The sequence below is a fragment of the Idiomarina aquatica genome (assembly GCF_003987185.1).
Lineage (GTDB): Bacteria > Pseudomonadota > Gammaproteobacteria > Enterobacterales > Alteromonadaceae > Idiomarina > Idiomarina aquatica.
The window spans coordinates 59,113-75,990 of record NZ_PIPS01000002.1 but is presented as its reverse complement, the minus strand read 5'-3'; the positions used below and the strand labels follow the sequence as shown (position 1 = coordinate 75,990).

The following is a 16,878-nucleotide window of genomic DNA, read 5'->3' as shown; positions in this document are numbered from 1 at the left end:
TGGATTCAACTGACTGTTATTATCGATCTAACAAATGTAAATTGTTAGACCTTAACTGTTGCGAACTGTGATTTTTCGGAGATAAGTTGTAACGGACTATTACAAAAAGCTTAACCTTCCAATAGCCATCGCTCTGCAGACTCGACGTGACGTGGCTTGCCGCTCAATAGCACAACATCGCCGGCACGCAGTTCCAACTGCGACGCCGGCTCTTCCACCTCGACATCGTCACGGCGCAGCGCTTTTAGTTTCACCTCATGGGCATCCCAGTCTAAATCAGCAACGGCCTGGCCTACTGCCCACGCCTGTTCCGGCAGGTTGACGGCATGCAAAAACTCGAGTTTATCCGCGGTTTCATGATCAATGGTGGTTTGCGAGCCCGGATAAAAGCCGTGCATATCGCCGTAATGATTGCGCCGTTCCTGTTCCAGCCTGGATAAGATTCGACGAATAGGAATACCGCTATGGCTCAGCACGTGCGAAATCAGCATCAGACTGGCTTCCAGCGTGTCCGGTACCACTTGTGAGGCGCCAGCTTCATTGAGCTTATCGAGGTTGAGGTCGTCCCGGCTGCGCACGATGACGTAAGCTTTTTCGTTCATCGCACGAATTTCACGTAGCACTTCGATGGCGCGCTGATCGTCGGAAAAACTGATGATGATCAGCGGCACCCTGGCGGCACCGACCGCTCGCAGAATATCGCGTTTGGCACTGTCACCAAAGTAAACGGGGGCGCCGCCGGCCACCGCTTCCTGTACCCGCATGGGGTCGTTATCCACCGCAATATGGCGTATGCCTTCAGCATCCAAAAAGCGGCTCACTGTTTGCCCGACCCGACCAAAGCCACAGATCAGTACTTGATGTTCACTCGTGCTCGCGTCAACTTTTTGCTCGATATTAGGTTCAGCCTCGCTCTCTCTGACAAGCATCGAAACCAGCGGTTGCAGTTTTTGAATCACCAACGGCGTCACCGCCATGCTGAACACGCCAACCCCAATCAATATCGACGACACGTCGGCACTGAGCAACTGATAACTGCTGGCCAACGCGACAATAACGAAACCAAACTCACCCATTTGAAACAGTGATACCGCACTCCCCCAGGCATCCCGGTCGCGCTCTCCCAGCGCCTTCGCCACGTAACGAATGATCAGCAGCTTAACCAATGCCATGCCCAGAATAATGAGCAAGACCCAGTGCAATGACTGTATAAAACTGTTTAATGCCAACTGCATACCGACGGTGGTGAAAAACAGACCCATCAAAATGTCGCGAAACGGGCGGATATCGGCTTCAAGCTGGTGTTTGTATTTACTCTCACCAAGCATCATACCGGCCAAGAACGCACCCAGCGCCATTGACAGACCAAACGCATGAGTCAGTCCCCCTGCCACCAGTGCCACCAGTAACGTTGCCAACACAAACAGTTCATCAGTGCGCTGATTGGCAATCTCCCGAAATGCGAACGGTAAGATCCACTTACCCACGGCCATCAATACGGCGATGACCGCAGCGCCTTTGACCATCGCCATCAGCAGACTGTAGGCAATGCTACCGTCACTGCCACCGCCGGCCAGCAGTGGAATAACGATCAGCAGGGGTACCACCGCGATATCCTGAAACAACAGTATCGCGACACTGACCTGACCGCGGCGTGTTGCTGTTTGCGAGCTTTCGCTCAATTGTTTGATCACGACCGCCGTCGACGACAGCGCCAACGCCCCCGCTACTGCCAGCGCCGACGCCCAATTGCCGAGTATCAAAAAGCCAATGGTTAAAAACACCAACAGCGATCCAAGCACCTGCGCTGCGCCGAGACCAAATACCAGCCGCCGCATCGCAATCATTTTCGGTAATGAGAACTCCAACCCAAGGGAAAACAGCAACAGTACGATACCCAGCTCGGCGATCAGATGATATTCGTCCGGATCAGGAATCCAGCCCATGACATGGGGACCGGCAATGATACCGGCGCACAAATAGGCGAGAATCGCCGGTAGTTTTATGCGCCGAAACGCCCACACCAACGCCACCGCAACGCCGAGCAATAACAATAAGCTGGTAAAGGTTCCGTACATGCTGTTCTCCCTGTTGGCCGATGCGGCAAAAAACCGCCGTCAAAATAATAACACCCACATCATGACGTTAACATGACTTTGTTAAGTCGTTGTTTTTATAATTCTTTATCTGCTTGGCATAGTTTTTGAATGTCTATTCTCATCGTCAATATTGCGTCATCTGTATTACGCCAGGACAAGATTATGCTCAGTAAAGTCGTTTTCGGAAAAGTTAAAGCGCACAACGCCATTCGTTCGCAATCTCAGGTCAGTCAACTGACCTGCAGTAAAGAGCTGTCCCGTTCCAATACCCTAACCGAGGTGTTGCAGACCACTCTGGACGCCCATCAGTTATTATCCGTCTATGCCGAGTTTATAAAGGCCCGCATCGACATTGAAGCTCTGCAGTTTGTTTCCGACGACCAACTGTTTAACCTTATCGGCGAATTTGGTGATAATCACCATCAGCACGCCGTCATGCTGTATGCTGACCAGTCCTACCTTGGACAAATGGTTTACAGCCTGAAACAACCGCTCAGCATGCCGCAAAAAATGCGTCTTGAGCAATGGCACCGCGAACTGACGTTTCCGTTACGCAATGCACTGAAGTTTTCGCAGTTGCATCGTTTGGCCGTCCGTGACCATCTCACCGGTCTCGGCAACCGAGCCTTGCTAGAAGAGGTGCTTGAGCACCTACACGTAAAACAGATGCGCCAAAAAGACGGCCGCCATGCCGTAATGATACTTGATCTCGACGGTTTTAAAGACGTTAACGATCGTCACGGCCACCACCAGGGCGACGACATCCTGCGTATTTTTGCCGAGCTGCTAAAATCCACCGTTCGTGACAGCGATCAGGTCTTCCGCTTTGGCGGTGATGAATTTGTTGTAGTGATGGAAGACACCAATCACCACCAGGCTCAGGACGTTTATCAACGCATTCGCCAGGCGGTCGCCAACTGTCAGGAACTGAGCTGCTACCAACTCAGCACCAGCGCAGGCACAGCTCAGCTTGAATGTTTTAATACCGTGGCACAAACACTGGAAGAAGCCGACAAACACCTTTATCGCGCCAAACACGGCGGTAAAAACCGCCATTGTGGTTCACAGGGCTGTGCCTGACCAGCGTGGTTCTGGTAACGTCGGTGCGTTCTGCTCGCTCGCACGAAGACTGAGCCACCCGACCGGCGGCAGCCAAACCCAGTCCTGACCAACCCGTAGCACGGGGCAGGATGTCCGTAACCAAGCCGGCACCTGTGCCTGCTTCAGCCAGTCTGCCTGCGTTTTTCGTCCCTGTCTGCGCGGATGTTGCCATTTACCCGGTTCCAGACCTTGTTGTAACACCAACGGATAAGCAGCGACTAACTCATTATCCAGCCACACCCGACCCCAGGGCTCCGGTAACGAGTGCCAGCCCGGCTGTGTAATCTCTTTTACCTGAACGGCCGACGGCCATTCCGGCACCCACCACAATGCCATCTGATAAAAGCGCACCTGATAGCCGGCGCATTGCACGCTCATACGGGTATCTGCCCGAGCCTCCTGCGCCTGCAGACGAATCTGCTCAAGTTGCTGAAAACTGGGTAATGGTGTGCTTTCGCTGCTGGCCTGTTCAAGCCAGCGCCGCAATAACGCGCGCTGCATGGCGGCGTTATGATTGCGCAGACTGTCGACCGGCAATCCGCTGCCGAGCAGCGGGTGCTCGATCAATTGTTGCTGCAAGCGTTGATCCAGCAACTCTTCCAGTACAGCCTGCTGTTCTGCACAAAGGCGGGTAGAACGTAATACGCTCACACCGAACTGCGGCCAACGCTGTTCCAGCAACGGCACCACCTGATGCCTTAAAAAGTTACGCTCGATGCGCGTGTCGTAATTGGTATCGTCTTCAATCCAGGTCAGTTGATGCTGTCTCGCGTAAGCGTAGATTTCCTCTTTACTGACAGACAGTAATGGCCGTACCAATCTACGCTTGTCATACCAATCGTGTACTTCAGCCATCGCAGCCAGCCCCTTCGGCCCGCTGCCGCGGTTGAGTTGTAACAACAGGGTTTCAATCTGGTCATTACGATGCTGACCCAGCAAAATCACGGCATCATCATCGCTGAGCTCGCGCAGACGCTGATAACGGCGTTCGCGTCCCGCCGCCTCTTTCGATTGCCGCGGTAGTACGTCAACCTGAAGCGGTTCGAAGTGTGTCGCCACACCATAGGCTTTAACAGCCTGCTCGATGGTTGTTGACCATTGTGCCGAATCCGGATGGAAGCTATGGTCAAGATGAATGGCAAGATAACGATAGTGAGGATGCTGGCGGTGGTAGCGCATGGCGCAGTCCAACAAGGTTTGTGAATCAGCGCCACCGCCCAACGCGATCACAATTTGTTGTTGCGGCTTGAGCGATAAGCCATCCAGTACCGAACAAAAACGGTGAAATAACGTATCGCTCATAGTCGCCAACGTTCGGTACTAGCAGTAGCCAAACGACATAAGTTTCTGATAGCGGCGATCGAGTAATTCGCTGCGCTCCAAGCCGCGCAGGTCATTCAGGTCAGTGACCAGACGTTCCTTCAGGGACTGTGCCATTGCGTCCATATCGCGGTGTGCGCCGCCAAGCGGCTCAGCAATAACGGTATCAATAAGCCCCAATTGTTTACTGCGTTGCGCGGTAACGCCCATCGCTTCGGCTGCTAACGGCGCTTTGCTGGCGCTCTTCCAAAGAATCGACGCACAGCCTTCCGGTGAAATCACCGAATAGGTGCTGTATTGCAGCATATTGACTTTGTCACCGACACCAATGGCCAGAGCACCGCCTGAGCCGCCCTCGCCAATCACTGTACAAACGATGGGCACGCCAAGACGCGACATCACTTTCAGGTTGCGGGCAATGGCCTCACTCTGCCCGCGCTCTTCGGCGCCAATCCCCGGATAGGCACCCGGCGTATCAATGAAGGTTACAATGGGCATTTTAAAACGTTCGGCCGTTTCCATCAGACGTAACGCTTTGCGATACCCTTCCGGCTTTGGCATGCCAAAATTGCGGCGTATTTTATCTTTAGTTTCGCGGCCTTTCTGTTGCCCGATAACCATGACGGGTTCATCGTTTAACCGCGCAATACCACCAACGATGGCTTCATCATTGGCGTAAGTACGATCCCCTGCCAGCTCATCAAACTCGGTAAAAATACGCGGGATATAATCCAGTGTATAAGGACGCAGCGGATGGCGTGCTAGCTGAGCGACCTGCCAGGCGCCAAGCTCTGAGAAAATCTTTTCCGTCAGCTCACGGCTTTTATTTGTCAGACGTTGGATTTCCTCTTCGATATTAATATCCAATGCCCCACGCTCGCCGACACTTTTTAGTTCTTCGATCTGCGCTTCCAGCTCGGCAATGGGTTGTTCAAAATCCAAAAAGTTCAGGCTCATTCGCTACCAATTCCTTTAAAATTCTAACGAGACCCACTGCTCACCCAGCAGCTCTCTTAAATGGTGTATTAATTCGTCAGCCGGGCGCACATACCATTGAGGCCCGGCTCGTAACGTCGCATTCGCCTTGTCGCCCTTAAAATGAATCAGTAACGGGCAAGTTCCTTGCGCATAGGGTTGCAATTCATTTTGCAACTTGGCGGCCATGCCATTTTTTAACTGTTCACTGGTCACGGTAATGGCGATATGACGCAGGAAACTCTCCCGCGCCTGATCAATACTCATCACTTCACGGGCTATCATTCTATTACCACCGGAGAAGTTATCAAATCGTACCTCCCCTTTTGCCCACAAAATTCTGTCTTTTTCGAGTAAATGTTGGAAACTATCGTACTCGTTACTATAAAGCATTACATCCATGCGCGCGCTTTTATCGTCTAACGTTACTACCGCGAAGCGCTGTCCACGCTTGTTGACAATGACCCGCACATCAATGACCAGGCCAGCGATAGCAACCAGCTCATTTTTGCGCGTTTCGTTCACTTCCGATAAGAAGCCAGCAACGTAATGCCGTAATTCCTTGCGAAAACGATTGATCGGGTGGCCGGTCAGATACAGCCCCAGAGTTTCCCGCTCGCCTTCCAGCCAAACCGCTTCCGGCCAGGGTTTAACGTTAACAAACTCGTGCTCAACGGCCTCAGGTTCGGTGGTTAACACGCCAAACATATCGCTCTGGCCAATACTCTCAGCCTTATGGTGCTGTTCCGCCTGACGCATGGCCTTTTCCAACGAGGCCATTAAGGTTGCCCGATGAGGCCCGAGGTTATCCATGGCTCCGCCGCGGATCAGTCGCTCCATCACCCGTTTATTCAGGCGTTTTAAATCGACCCGACAGCAAAAATCAAATAGATCAGTAAAAGCACCACCCTGCTCACGCGCCTCAATGATCGCTTCAATCGGGCCTTCACCTACGCCTTTTATGGCGCCAATGCCATAAACCACGCGTCCCTGTTCATCGACGGTGAATTTATACTGACCTTTATTGACATCCGGCGGCAACAGCTTCAGCCCCATGCGCTCGCATTCGTCCGCCAGTGTCACAATCTTATCGGTATTGTCCATATCCGCGGACATAACCGCCGCCATGAACTCCGCCGGATAATGGGTTTTCATCCACAGCGTCTGATAAGAAACCAACGCGTAGGCGGCCGAGTGCGATTTATTAAAACCATACCCGGCGAACTTTTCCACCAGGTCGAAGATTTTCATCGCCAGTTCTGGGTCGATGTTATTTTTCGCCGCGCCCTCACGGAAGATATCCCGCTGTTTGGCCATTTCTTCGGGTTTTTTCTTACCCATTGCGCGCCGCAATAGGTCGGCCGCCCCCAATGAGTAACCGGCCATCACCTGCGCGACCTGCATCACCTGTTCCTGATACAAAATAACCCCGTAGGTCGGCTCCAATATCGGTTTCAGGCAGTCGTGCTGATAGGTGGCGTCGGGATAGGAAACTTCTTCACGGCCATGCTTACGGTCGATAAAGTTGTCCACCATGCCCGATTCCAGTGGTCCCGGTCGAAACAGCGCCACCAGGGCGATAATGTCTTCAAAGCTGTCCGGCAACAGGCGTAAAATCAATTTTTTCATGCCCGCGGATTCCAACTGGAATACCGCGGTCGTTTCAGCTCGCTTTAAAATCTTAAAGCATTGCGGGTCATCCAGCGGTATCGCATTGATATCAACCAGCGGCTTGCCGTCACGTTGATGTCGGGCATTGACCATGTCCAGCGCCCACTGAATGATGGTCAAGGTTCGCAAGCCAAGAAAGTCAAATTTCACCAGACCCGCGGACTCAACGTCGTTTTTATCAAACTGAGTGACCGGGTTTTTGCCTTCATCGTCGCAATACAACGCCGCAAAATCAGTAATGGTGGTGGGCGAGATGACTACCCCACCAGCATGCTTGCCGGCGTTACGGGTGACGCCTTCCAGGATCCGCGCAAAATCGATCAGCTCTTTGACTTCCTCGTCCTGATCGTAGCGCTCACCCAGTTCAGGCACTTGCTGGAAGGCTTTTGCCAGGGTCATACCGGGGTCGCCGGGCACCAATTTGGAAATCCCGTCAACAAAACCATAGGGGTGACCCAGCACTCGCCCGACATCGCGAATCGATGCCTTCGCCGCCATGGTACCGAACGTAATGATCTGCGATACCGCATCACGGCCGTACAAGTCGGCCACGTGATCGATGACTTCATCACGACGATCCATACAAAAGTCGACGTCAAAGTCGGGCATCGATACCCGTTCAGGGTTTAGAAAACGTTCGAACAGCAGGTCAAATTCCAACGGGTCCAGATCGGTAATTTTTAACGCATAAGCGACCAGTGAACCAGCACCGGAACCACGTCCGGGCCCTACCGGAATGCCATTGTCCTTACTCCACTGGATAAATTCCATAACGATTAGGAAGTAACCCGGGAAACCCATTTGGTTGATAACGTTCAACTCAGTCTGGAGACGCTCGTCGTATTCCGGACGTCGCCGTGCCCGCTCGTCCGGGTCAGGAAATAAAAACGCCAGACGCTCTTCCAGACCTTCTTGTGACACTTTAACCAGAAAGTCTTCGGTACTGAGGTCGCCGGTCGGGAATTCCGGCAGGAAATACTCACCCAGGCGAATGGTGACGTTACAGCGCTTAGCGATTTCTACGGTGTTTTGTAACGCTTCCGGCAAATCCGCGAACAACGTCTGCATCTCTTCTGCCGAGCGCAAATACTGTTGTGCCGAGTATTTTTTCGGCCGCCGTTTATCACCCAGTTGGTAGCCATCATGAATGGCAACACGAATTTCGTGGGCCTCAAAGTTTTCCTCTTTTAAAAACACCACTTCGTTGGTCGCAACCACCGGTAACTGGTATTCACCGGCTACGGCCACGGCTTTATGCAGGTAATCTTCTTCGTCAGGGCGGCCGGTACGAATCAACTCAAGGTAGTAACGGTCCGGAAAATAGCGCTGGTAAAATGCCAGGCACTGTTGCAACGCCTCCGAATGCCCCTTCAGTAATGCCCGTCCGACATCCCCTTCACGGGCGCCGGACAGCAACAGTACCCCTTCGTTGTGCTCAATCAACCAGTCTTTATCGATAACCGGTTTATCGCCGACGTGGCCACGTAAATAGGCTTTCGAAACCAGTTGGATCAATTGCTGATAGCCGGTGTTGTTCAGCGCCAGTGCTGTCAACCGGAACACTTCACCTTGCGGGTAGTCACTTTGTACCCAAAGATCACAGCCCACAATCGGTTTAAGCCCCTGTTTGTGCGCCGCGCCATAATATTGAACCAGCCCACAGAAATTCATTTGATCGGTCAACGCCATCGCCGGCATGCCGGCCTCAGCCACGCCCTGACAGATCGGCCCGATTTTGGTCAGGCCATCAATCATAGAGAAATCGCTGTGAATGCGCAGATGAACGAAGTTGGTATCGCCAGTCATGAAATTTTTATGGTTGTTGTGTTAGTGCCTATTGTGCCTTAAAGCATAACGGCCGTCGAGGATACCGCACCGCCGTCAGTGCAACTTGAGGCGCGGCTTCACCGCATGGTTGAGTTTATCCACCGTAATGATCATCAGCATTTTCCACCAACCATGCAACGCCCGCTGATGCATACGATAAAGGCTGGCGTAAGCGTAGCGTGCCAGCGTGCCTTCAATCGACATCGATAAACTCTTGCTTTGCATGAGGTTTCCAACCGCAGAGAAGCGACTGAGTGACACCAGTGAACCGCGATCTTTGTACACAAAGGGCTTGGCAGACTTACCTTTGTTTTCGCGAATAAAGTTTGCCGCCAGGCGCTTTGCCATTTGATGAGCCGACTGCGCCCGCGGTGGTACAAAGCGCTCATCATCAATGGCACAAGCCGCACAATCGCCGATCGCATAAACGGCATCGTCCGTCGTTGTCTGTAAATAGTCGTTAACCAATAACTGATGATTCTTGCGCGTTTCCAGCCCCAGTTTCGACAGAAACTCCGGCGCCCGAATGCCCGCTGCCCAAACCATCAAATTGGCCGCTACCGGTGTCTCGTCCTTCAGTTGCAAGCCCTCACGGCTTGCTCTTACCGCCGGATTGCCCAGAATTACGGTAATCCCCAATGACTCCAGCTTTTGTTGCACCCGGTGTGCAAGTCCTTCCGGTAAAGCCGGGAGTAGCCTTGGTCCCGCCTCAACCAGCGTCACGTTAAGGTGTTGACGGTCAAGGTGAGTGAGGCCATAGATATTCAATAGCGACACCGAATGCACCAGCTCGGCCGCCAGTTCCACACCGGTGGCTCCACCACCCACTATGGCGATATCCAATGTTTGTTCGTCGCCGTCTTCAAGCGCCTGGTTAACGCGCAGAAATTCGTTCAGCAGTTCGTGATGAAACTTATCAGCCTGTGCCGTCGAGTCGAGGAAAAAACAGTGCTCGGGCACGCCTTCTACACCAAAATCGGCGGTCACACTGCCGACCGACAAGACCAGTTTATCGTAGTGTACGGTACGAGCTGCCAGGACTTCTTCACCATCTTCTTTGATCGCCGCCAACTGTAGCGTTTTTTCTTTCCGATCAATGTGTTCCAGTGTGCCAACCAGAAACCGAAAGCCGGTTCGGGCGCCCTGTCCACGATAATCGAGTTCAGCCAGTCTGGAGTCGAGCGCGCCCGAGGCCACCTCGTGCAGCAACGGCTTCCAGACATGGGTACTGTTGCGATCAATCAAAATGATTTCTGCGCGGCGTTTTTTGCCGAGCTTACGACCCAATTCGGTTGCCAACTCGAGGCCGCCGGCACCACCTCCTACCACAACAATGCGTTCCGCCATTGCGATTCCTTAAGAATAACTTGATTGCGTTAACACCAGCCAATAAAAAAGCCACTGACGATAGTAACGCCAGTGGCTTTTTTTCGCATCCCTGTTTTACCAACAGGGTGACATTTTTACTTAATCGATGGATGGGTCGGTTAAGCCGCGACGCTCCAGCAGAGCTTCAACGGTTGGTTCCTGACCACGCCAGTCGATGTACTGTTGCATAGGGTCTTTGCTGTTGCCCTGCGACAGGATTTCTTTACGGAATGCCTGGCCGTTTTCCAGCGTCAAACCACCATTATTGTTCATGTGTTTGAACGCATCAGCTGCCAGTACTTCACTCCACATATAAGCGTAGTAACCTGCCGAGTAGCCGCCCGCGAATACGTGCGCAAAGTAGGTTGAACGATAACGCGGTGGTACGGCTTCAACCGCAACGCCATTACGCTCCAGCGCTTCTTGCTCAAATGCCTGAACATCAGCAATTTCAGTGCCTGGCTCGATAGTGTGGTATTCGAGGTCAAGCAATGCCGCGGCAACGTACTCAAGAGTATCAAAACCTTGGTTGAAATTACGGGCAGCCAGCACTTTGTCCAGCAGCTCCTGAGGGATCTGCTCGCCGGTTTCATAATGTTTAGCGAAGTTATTGATCACTTTCTCGTTCAGCATCCAGTCTTCCTGGAAGGTCGACGGGAACTCAACATAGTCACGTGATACTGCGGTACCTGCCAGTGACGGGTATTTTACGTCCGAGAACATACCGTGCAGAGCATGGCCCATTTCATGGAACATGGTCGATACTTCATCAAAGCTCAGGAACGTTGGCTCACCTTCTGGTGCACGGGTGATGTTCATGTTGTTCAAAATAACCGGCTTCTGATTCATCAGCCCGGATTGCGAACGGAACGAGCTCATCCAGGCGCCGCCACGTTTGCTGTCGCGAGCAAAGTAATCAGCGTAGAACAGGCCAAGGCTGCTGCCGTCTACGTCAAACACTTCGTAGACTTTTACGTCTTCCTGATAAACCGGAATGTCGCTGCGTTCTTTAAAGGTGATACCGAACAGCTCACCCATCGCATAGAACACACCGTCTTCCAATACACGGTTAAACTCGAAGTATTTTTTCACTTCATCAGAATCTAACGCGTATTTCTCCGCACGAACTTTCTCTGCGTAGTAGAACCAGTCCCATGGCTTCAGTTCAAAGTCTTTGCCGTCTGCTTCAATGGCTTCCTGAATCGCAGCCGCTTCACGCTCTACGTTCGATACCACCGCCGGCACCAGATCCCGCAACATTTTTTTAGCGGCTTCAGGGTTACCGGCCATGTTGCTTTCCAGTACATAGTCGCCCCAGCTGTCATAACCAAGCAGGCTGGCTTTCTCAGCACGCAATTTTACCAGTTGCTGTACTAATGGATTCTGATCGGTTTCGGTATTGCCGGTACCACGGTTAGCTGACGCTTCCCAAATACGCTGACGCAATTCACGATTTTCCAGATCAGCCAAAATCGACTGGCGTGTGGTGTTGGTCAAAACAATCGCGTACTGGCCGTCTTTGTCCCGGCTCTTTGCGGCGTTCGCCAGGCTTTGAATTTGGCTGTCGCTAAGGCCTGCCAACTCTGCTTTGTCCTCAACGAAGACAACGGTTTCCTGAGTCAGTGACATCAGTCCGTCACGGAATTCATTGGTCAGACTGGAAAGCTGTTCGTTCACTTCACGAATTTGCGCTTTCTCTTGCTCATTCAACTGCGCGCCCGAACGAACAAAATCTTTGTACGTTTCTTCTAACAGACGCAGGCTTTCCGCATCCAGGTTCAGCTCATCACGCTGCTCATACAAACTTTTTACCCGTGCAAATAAATTCGCATTAAGACTGATGTTGTCGCTGTGAGCGGCCATTTTTGGTGCCAGCTCAGCTTGCAAGGCACGAATATCATCGTTGGAGTGCGACGACGACAGGTTATAGAACACTGAGCTCACGCGATTGAGGATAGCGCCTGATTTTTCCATCGCGACGATGGTGTTTTCGAACGTTGGCTGCTCGGAATTGTTGGCAATGGCCTCAATTTCTGCCATGTGTTCTGCCATGCCTCTTTCGAAGGCTGGGGCAAAATGTTCAAACTTAATTTTATTGAAATCCGGCGCTTCGTATTGCAAGGTGCTCGCCGTGAAAAATGGGTTTTGCTGCTCTGCTGGCTGCTGAGTTGCTTCGGCCGCTTGTTGTTCGGTTTGTTGATTGGCCGTCGCTTGCTGCTCATTGTCGCTACACGCGCTCAGTGATACAGCTGCGCCAATGGCAACGGCAACTAATGTTTTACGCATTGGTATTCTCCCGCTGGATTATAATTAAGTGCGCCAATACTCTAGTCGCGGATGGCGCCAGGCTCAAGAGCTGCACGGCAGAAAAGCGCAAATAAACGGTAAATGGATGTTGCAGATACAGAGGACAAAAACAAAAAAACACGCTCGAAGGCGTGTTTTTTGAGATGGCGGAGCGGACGGGACTCGAACCCGCGACCTCCGGCGTGACAGGCCGGCATTCTAACCAACTGAACTACCGCTCCACATCTGAGATGTGGTGACCTTTGGGTAAAGGTCGAGGTTAAGGTGGCGGAGCGGACGGGACTCGAACCCGCGACCTCCGGCGTGACAGGCCGGCATTCTAACCAACTGAACTACCGCTCCACACTTAACCGCTGTTGAGGCTCTCCCCTCAACGCGGCGTGAATATTACGAGCGAGGGGCAAAACAGTCAACCCTTTTTTTCATAAATTTTTAAACAAAATGACCGTTTGACTGAATATTACTCAGATTACCGCTTTTTTAATCAGATTTTTCTATTTTGCCCTTATTACTGTCGTTATTTTCAGCACCAGCCTGCGCCCGATTGTTGCGCTGCCGACGTTTCCACCAGACCCATAAAATGGCCGCGGCGATTAAAATAACATTAATGATGACCACAATGAGTAAATTAATCATCAATTGGCGCTCTTCAGCCTCGCGTTGCTGACGTTCGATGGCTGCCTGACGCTCGGCTTCCTGTCGGGCCTGTTCAGCTCGCTCGGCCGCGCTGAGCTTTTTAACCGGCTCTACCGAAATAAAACTCAAATCATCCAGTGCTAACTCAATCTCTCGTCCTTGTTGCGAGGTCGCAAAGACCGACAGTTCAACCCGGTGCTTGCCATAAGCAAGGTTGTCCAACGGCACGGCATGCGGGAATTTTTCGATTTGCGTTACCGAAAATCGTCGCTCCTCGCCATTGGGGTAACTAATGATGCCGTTAATGGCTACGCTCTTCGGACGAATTAAGGCATCGTTCACCTTAACCTTTAACACGTTATCCGCACCACGCTCTTCACTGAGCTCAAACTCAAATGTGATTGGCTGCGCTTCTACGATAACAGGATTATCCTCAAACGAACGCTCGTACAACGGTGTTTCAAGCTGGTAAGTCGGTATGTACTCGCCGGGGACAAGATCTAACGCAAAGCGCCCGGTGAACACTCCATCCCCGGGGACTTCATCGTAGCCCTGCCCATTATCCTCAAATTCAGCGACACGCTTAGGATCGGCGCCAAAGTTATCAAAGTCCGGATTGTTGCTACTGACGAACAGCACATCCAGCAACACAGTTTCACGAAAACGGGCGGTTTTTACTCGCTCATCGCCATTGTATAACACCCCCTCCACTTTCAACTGTTCGTTTTCAAACAACTGCTGTGGTAAAGGCTCAGCCTCAAAGCGAATAGAAGAAACAATAACCGCTTTATTTTTTTCATCAACGCGGCCCGCTACCTGCCAGGGACCAGGTTCCGGATCGACGATTTTGATCATGTCGAAATTAGGGTCGGTATACCAGGTGACCCGTTCCAGTGGGTAATCGCTGTCGTACCATTTGCTGCCGTCGGGCCGGATCAGAATCAATGGCGCGCTTTCCGGTTCGCGGAAGAATAACAAGGTGATTTCATCGACATTGGCATCAATACGAAACCGCTGCCCCTCAATCGGCAACAGGTTATTCATCGAGTTATCAATTAACTCCATGCCATCGTTTGTTGCATCGGATTGTTGTGCCAGCACCAGCCCCGCAGGAAGCAGCCAGCACAACATAATAATGGTCAGGACTCGAGCCACAGACACTTACCACCCTCATCTTTTACGCGCGCCAGGCGCTGCTGATGTTGTTCTAGTTCATCGGCCGTTGCTGCTAAAACCTTAAGCGCTGGTCGATTTTTTACCGGTTGATGTTGTACTTCGCCAGGACCATGCGCAGCGCCCCGCTGTTGACTGTTGTGTAAATTCAAATCGGTTTGACCACCGGTCATGGTCAGATAGACATCGGCAAGGATCTCGGCGTCAAGCAATGCGCCGTGCAGTTCCCGTGCTGAGTTATCGACCTCATAGGCTTTACACAATGCGTCAAGGCTATTGCGTTGGCCGGGGCGCATCTCCCGTGCTAATTGCAGTGAATCGAGTACCGTGCAGTAGTCGGTGGTTTTGCCATAACCGGCCTGTAACCGGGTAAACTCAGCGTCCATGTGACCGACGTCGAAGGGAGCGTTATGAATAACAAGCTGGGCGCCTTTAATAAAAGCCAGAAAATCATCAACAATTTGCGCAAAAACCGGTTTGTCGGCAAGAAAGTCGTTGGTAATCCCGTGCACTTCGATGGCTTCTTGCTCAACCACGCGCTCCGGATTGATATAGACGTGATAGTGGTTGCCCGTCAACTTACGGTCAATCACTTCAACACAACCAATTTCGATAATTCGATGACCCTCTGCGGGGTTAATACCGGTTGTTTCGGTATCCAATACCACCTGACGCATGCTTATTTCCTGATATACTCTGACCAAATTTGAGCTAATAGTAGCAATATTTATGACCAACACAAACGCTGTGCATTTGTATACTGACGGTTCCTGCCTGGGAAATCCCGGCCCGGGTGGCTACGGGGTGGTATTAGAATACAACGGACACAGCAAGGAACTCAGCGCGGGGTTTACCTGTACCACCAACAACCGCATGGAAATGCTGGCCTGTATTGAAGGACTGCGCGCCCTAAAACGCGCCTGTCATGTGGTCATTACAACCGACAGCCAGTACGTTAAGCAAGGTATCGAAAAGTGGATGGCCGGCTGGAAGCGTAACGGTTGGCGTACCGCCGCAAAAAAGCCGGTGAAAAATCAGGATTTGTGGCAGCAACTTGACACCGAACTGCAGCGCCACACCGTTCGCTGGGATTGGGTTAAGGGGCACTCCGGGCATCCGCAGAACGAACGCTGCGATGAACTCGCCCGCGCGGCGGCGAGCGGCTCAAAGCTTCGCGAGGATAAAGGCTATCAGCCCAATCCGGAGTGACCATTAGTCGTTAACTTTCGCCGGCAACCACCGGGCGTTTTTCTTCTGCCCAGGCGCTCATACCGCCATTAACGCTGTACACCTTGTCAAACCCCATACGCTCTAAACTTTCTGCCGCCAGTGCGGAGCGTCCACCGGTTTTACAGATAAGATAAAGTGGTTTGTCGGCAATACGTTGCAACGCATCGTCATAGCCGGCAACATCCGGGTGCTGATTTAACTGCATCTCTAATACGCCACGCGGCATATTAACGGCTTCACGAATGTGGCCCTGAGCGTACTCCGCAGGTTCACGTACATCGATGATCCGGGCGCCATCACGAAGTGCTTGTTGTAACTGCTCGGTAGTGACTTCGTTCACGTTATTTTTTGCCATTTGGCAAAGTTTCATTGCATCAATCATGCAGTACCTCATTATCTCTGTTTAATGTCGAATGAATATCCAATGCTTTAACCCGCGCCGCCGCTACTGGCTGTCGGGTCAAGCGTGCCGTCTCGCGCAGTTGCAGTCGTGGTCGCCGCAGGTAAACACATTTACGCGCTAAAATCGCATAGCCGCTGTTCAACAGCGGTAGCTTGCGGCACAGCGTTTCAGTCCAAACGTTTTTCTGGCTGTGCTCAGCGACCTCCGCATCACTCACTAAAAAGCGACCAATATAATAATCCTGTTGCACAATTTCATAACCCAACAGCGACAGCCAATCCTTAACCCGCAACGCCGAAAAGTAGCGTCCTGACCAGGGAAAGCCTTTGCGCCGACCGGGTAGCCAGCCACTCAACAATGCCGGACTAAAGGGGTTGAACCCGGTCAAAAAAATATACCCGTCATCGGCTAATATTCGGTTCACTTCCCTTAAGATCTGATGGGGGTCACGGCAAAATTCAAGTACAAAGGGCAAGATAACCTGATCTGCCACCGCATTCTTAATCGGTAAATGCTCGAGTTGCGCGCGGATTCCCGCCCGCTGGATGTGTGGTGCAACAATAAACGGCTTATTCAGACTAAAAGCCTGATACTGAAGTTGTTCAGCCAGATTGCCCAAGCCCACGGTGGTTCCGGCCCGCAGACGTCGACCATAGTCATCCAGCAACATCTGCGTTTGCGCGCGAATGTATTCGCCACAGGCAAGCTCATTCCAGCTTCGCGGAGATGGCAACCGCGATGGGCTATAAGCAGGCTTTAACAACACCG

General features: G+C 52.0%; 12 protein-coding genes and 2 tRNA genes. 2 read left to right on the top strand and 12 right to left on the bottom strand.

The window, feature by feature from the left end; all coding sequences use genetic code 11:
• Positions 1-110 precede the first annotated feature (110 nt).
• On the bottom strand, positions 111-2,078 hold the full coding sequence (locus tag CWE23_RS07220; protein WP_126819897.1) for a monovalent cation:proton antiporter family protein: 1,968 nt from the start codon (positions 2,076-2,078) through the stop codon (positions 111-113).
• A gap of 129 nt (positions 2,079-2,207) precedes the next feature.
• Between CWE23_RS07220 and CWE23_RS07215 the strand changes: the two genes are divergently transcribed.
• Positions 2,208-3,179: a GGDEF domain-containing protein gene (locus CWE23_RS07215; protein ID WP_241970576.1), complete on the top strand. Its 972-nt coding sequence runs from the start codon at positions 2,208-2,210 to the stop codon at positions 3,177-3,179.
• On the opposite strand, the gene tilS is transcribed toward CWE23_RS07215, so the two are convergent.
• The 9 genes from tilS to dnaQ all read right to left on the bottom strand — a co-directional run bounded on the left by tilS (position 3,162) and on the right by dnaQ (position 15,154).
• Positions 3,162-4,502, bottom strand: a complete 1,341-nt coding sequence (gene tilS / locus CWE23_RS07210; protein WP_126819896.1) for a tRNA lysidine(34) synthetase TilS — start codon at positions 4,500-4,502, stop codon at positions 3,162-3,164. The two genes, CWE23_RS07215 and tilS, sit on opposite strands and share 18 nt — an antisense overlap.
• Positions 4,503-4,520: 18 nt before the next feature.
• Complete coding sequence (gene accA, locus CWE23_RS07205; RefSeq protein WP_105306772.1) at positions 4,521-5,477, bottom strand: acetyl-CoA carboxylase carboxyl transferase subunit alpha; 957 nt, start codon at positions 5,475-5,477, stop codon at positions 4,521-4,523.
• Between the two features lie 15 nt (positions 5,478-5,492).
• Positions 5,493-8,972 carry a DNA polymerase III subunit alpha gene (dnaE, locus tag CWE23_RS07200; RefSeq protein ID WP_126819895.1) on the bottom strand — a complete coding sequence of 1,160 codons (3,480 nt, stop codon included), beginning with the start codon at positions 8,970-8,972 and terminating at the stop codon, positions 5,493-5,495.
• Positions 8,973-9,047: 75 nt separating this feature from the next.
• Positions 9,048-10,340: an NAD(P)/FAD-dependent oxidoreductase gene (locus CWE23_RS07195; RefSeq protein WP_126819894.1), complete on the bottom strand. Its 1,293-nt coding sequence runs from the start codon at positions 10,338-10,340 to the stop codon at positions 9,048-9,050.
• Positions 10,341-10,460: 120 nt separating this feature from the next.
• Complete coding sequence (locus tag CWE23_RS07190) at positions 10,461-12,647, bottom strand: M3 family metallopeptidase (protein ID WP_105306775.1); 2,187 nt, start codon at positions 12,645-12,647, stop codon at positions 10,461-10,463.
• A 165-nt stretch (positions 12,648-12,812) separates the two neighbouring features.
• Positions 12,813-12,889, bottom strand: a tRNA-Asp gene (locus CWE23_RS07185).
• Positions 12,890-12,933: 44 nt separating this feature from the next.
• Positions 12,934-13,010: transfer RNA gene (locus CWE23_RS07180), tRNA-Asp, on the bottom strand.
• Positions 13,011-13,148: 138 nt separating this feature from the next.
• A complete protein-coding gene (locus CWE23_RS07175) occupies positions 13,149-14,459 on the bottom strand; it encodes a TIGR03503 family protein (protein ID WP_241970575.1) in 1,311 nt (436 codons plus the stop codon).
• Entirely contained in the window at positions 14,444-15,154 is a 711-nt protein-coding gene (gene dnaQ, locus CWE23_RS07170; RefSeq protein WP_105306776.1) for a DNA polymerase III subunit epsilon, read from the bottom strand. Before dnaQ ends, CWE23_RS07175 begins: the two co-directional genes overlap by 16 nt.
• A 52-nt stretch (positions 15,155-15,206) precedes the next feature.
• Here dnaQ and rnhA point away from each other — a divergent pair, with 52 nt between their 5' ends.
• Positions 15,207-15,686: a ribonuclease HI gene (gene rnhA / locus CWE23_RS07165; protein WP_126819893.1), complete on the top strand. Its 480-nt coding sequence runs from the start codon at positions 15,207-15,209 to the stop codon at positions 15,684-15,686.
• Between the two features lie 10 nt (positions 15,687-15,696).
• On the opposite strand, the gene CWE23_RS07160 is transcribed toward rnhA, so the two are convergent.
• Complete coding sequence (locus CWE23_RS07160; RefSeq protein WP_105306778.1) at positions 15,697-16,089, bottom strand: rhodanese-like domain-containing protein; 393 nt, start codon at positions 16,087-16,089, stop codon at positions 15,697-15,699.
• On the bottom strand, positions 16,082-16,876 hold the full coding sequence (locus tag CWE23_RS07155) for a class I SAM-dependent methyltransferase (RefSeq protein WP_105306779.1): 795 nt from the start codon (positions 16,874-16,876) through the stop codon (positions 16,082-16,084). The genes CWE23_RS07160 and CWE23_RS07155 overlap by 8 nt, the downstream gene beginning before the upstream one ends.
• Positions 16,877-16,878: the final 2 nt, after the last annotated feature.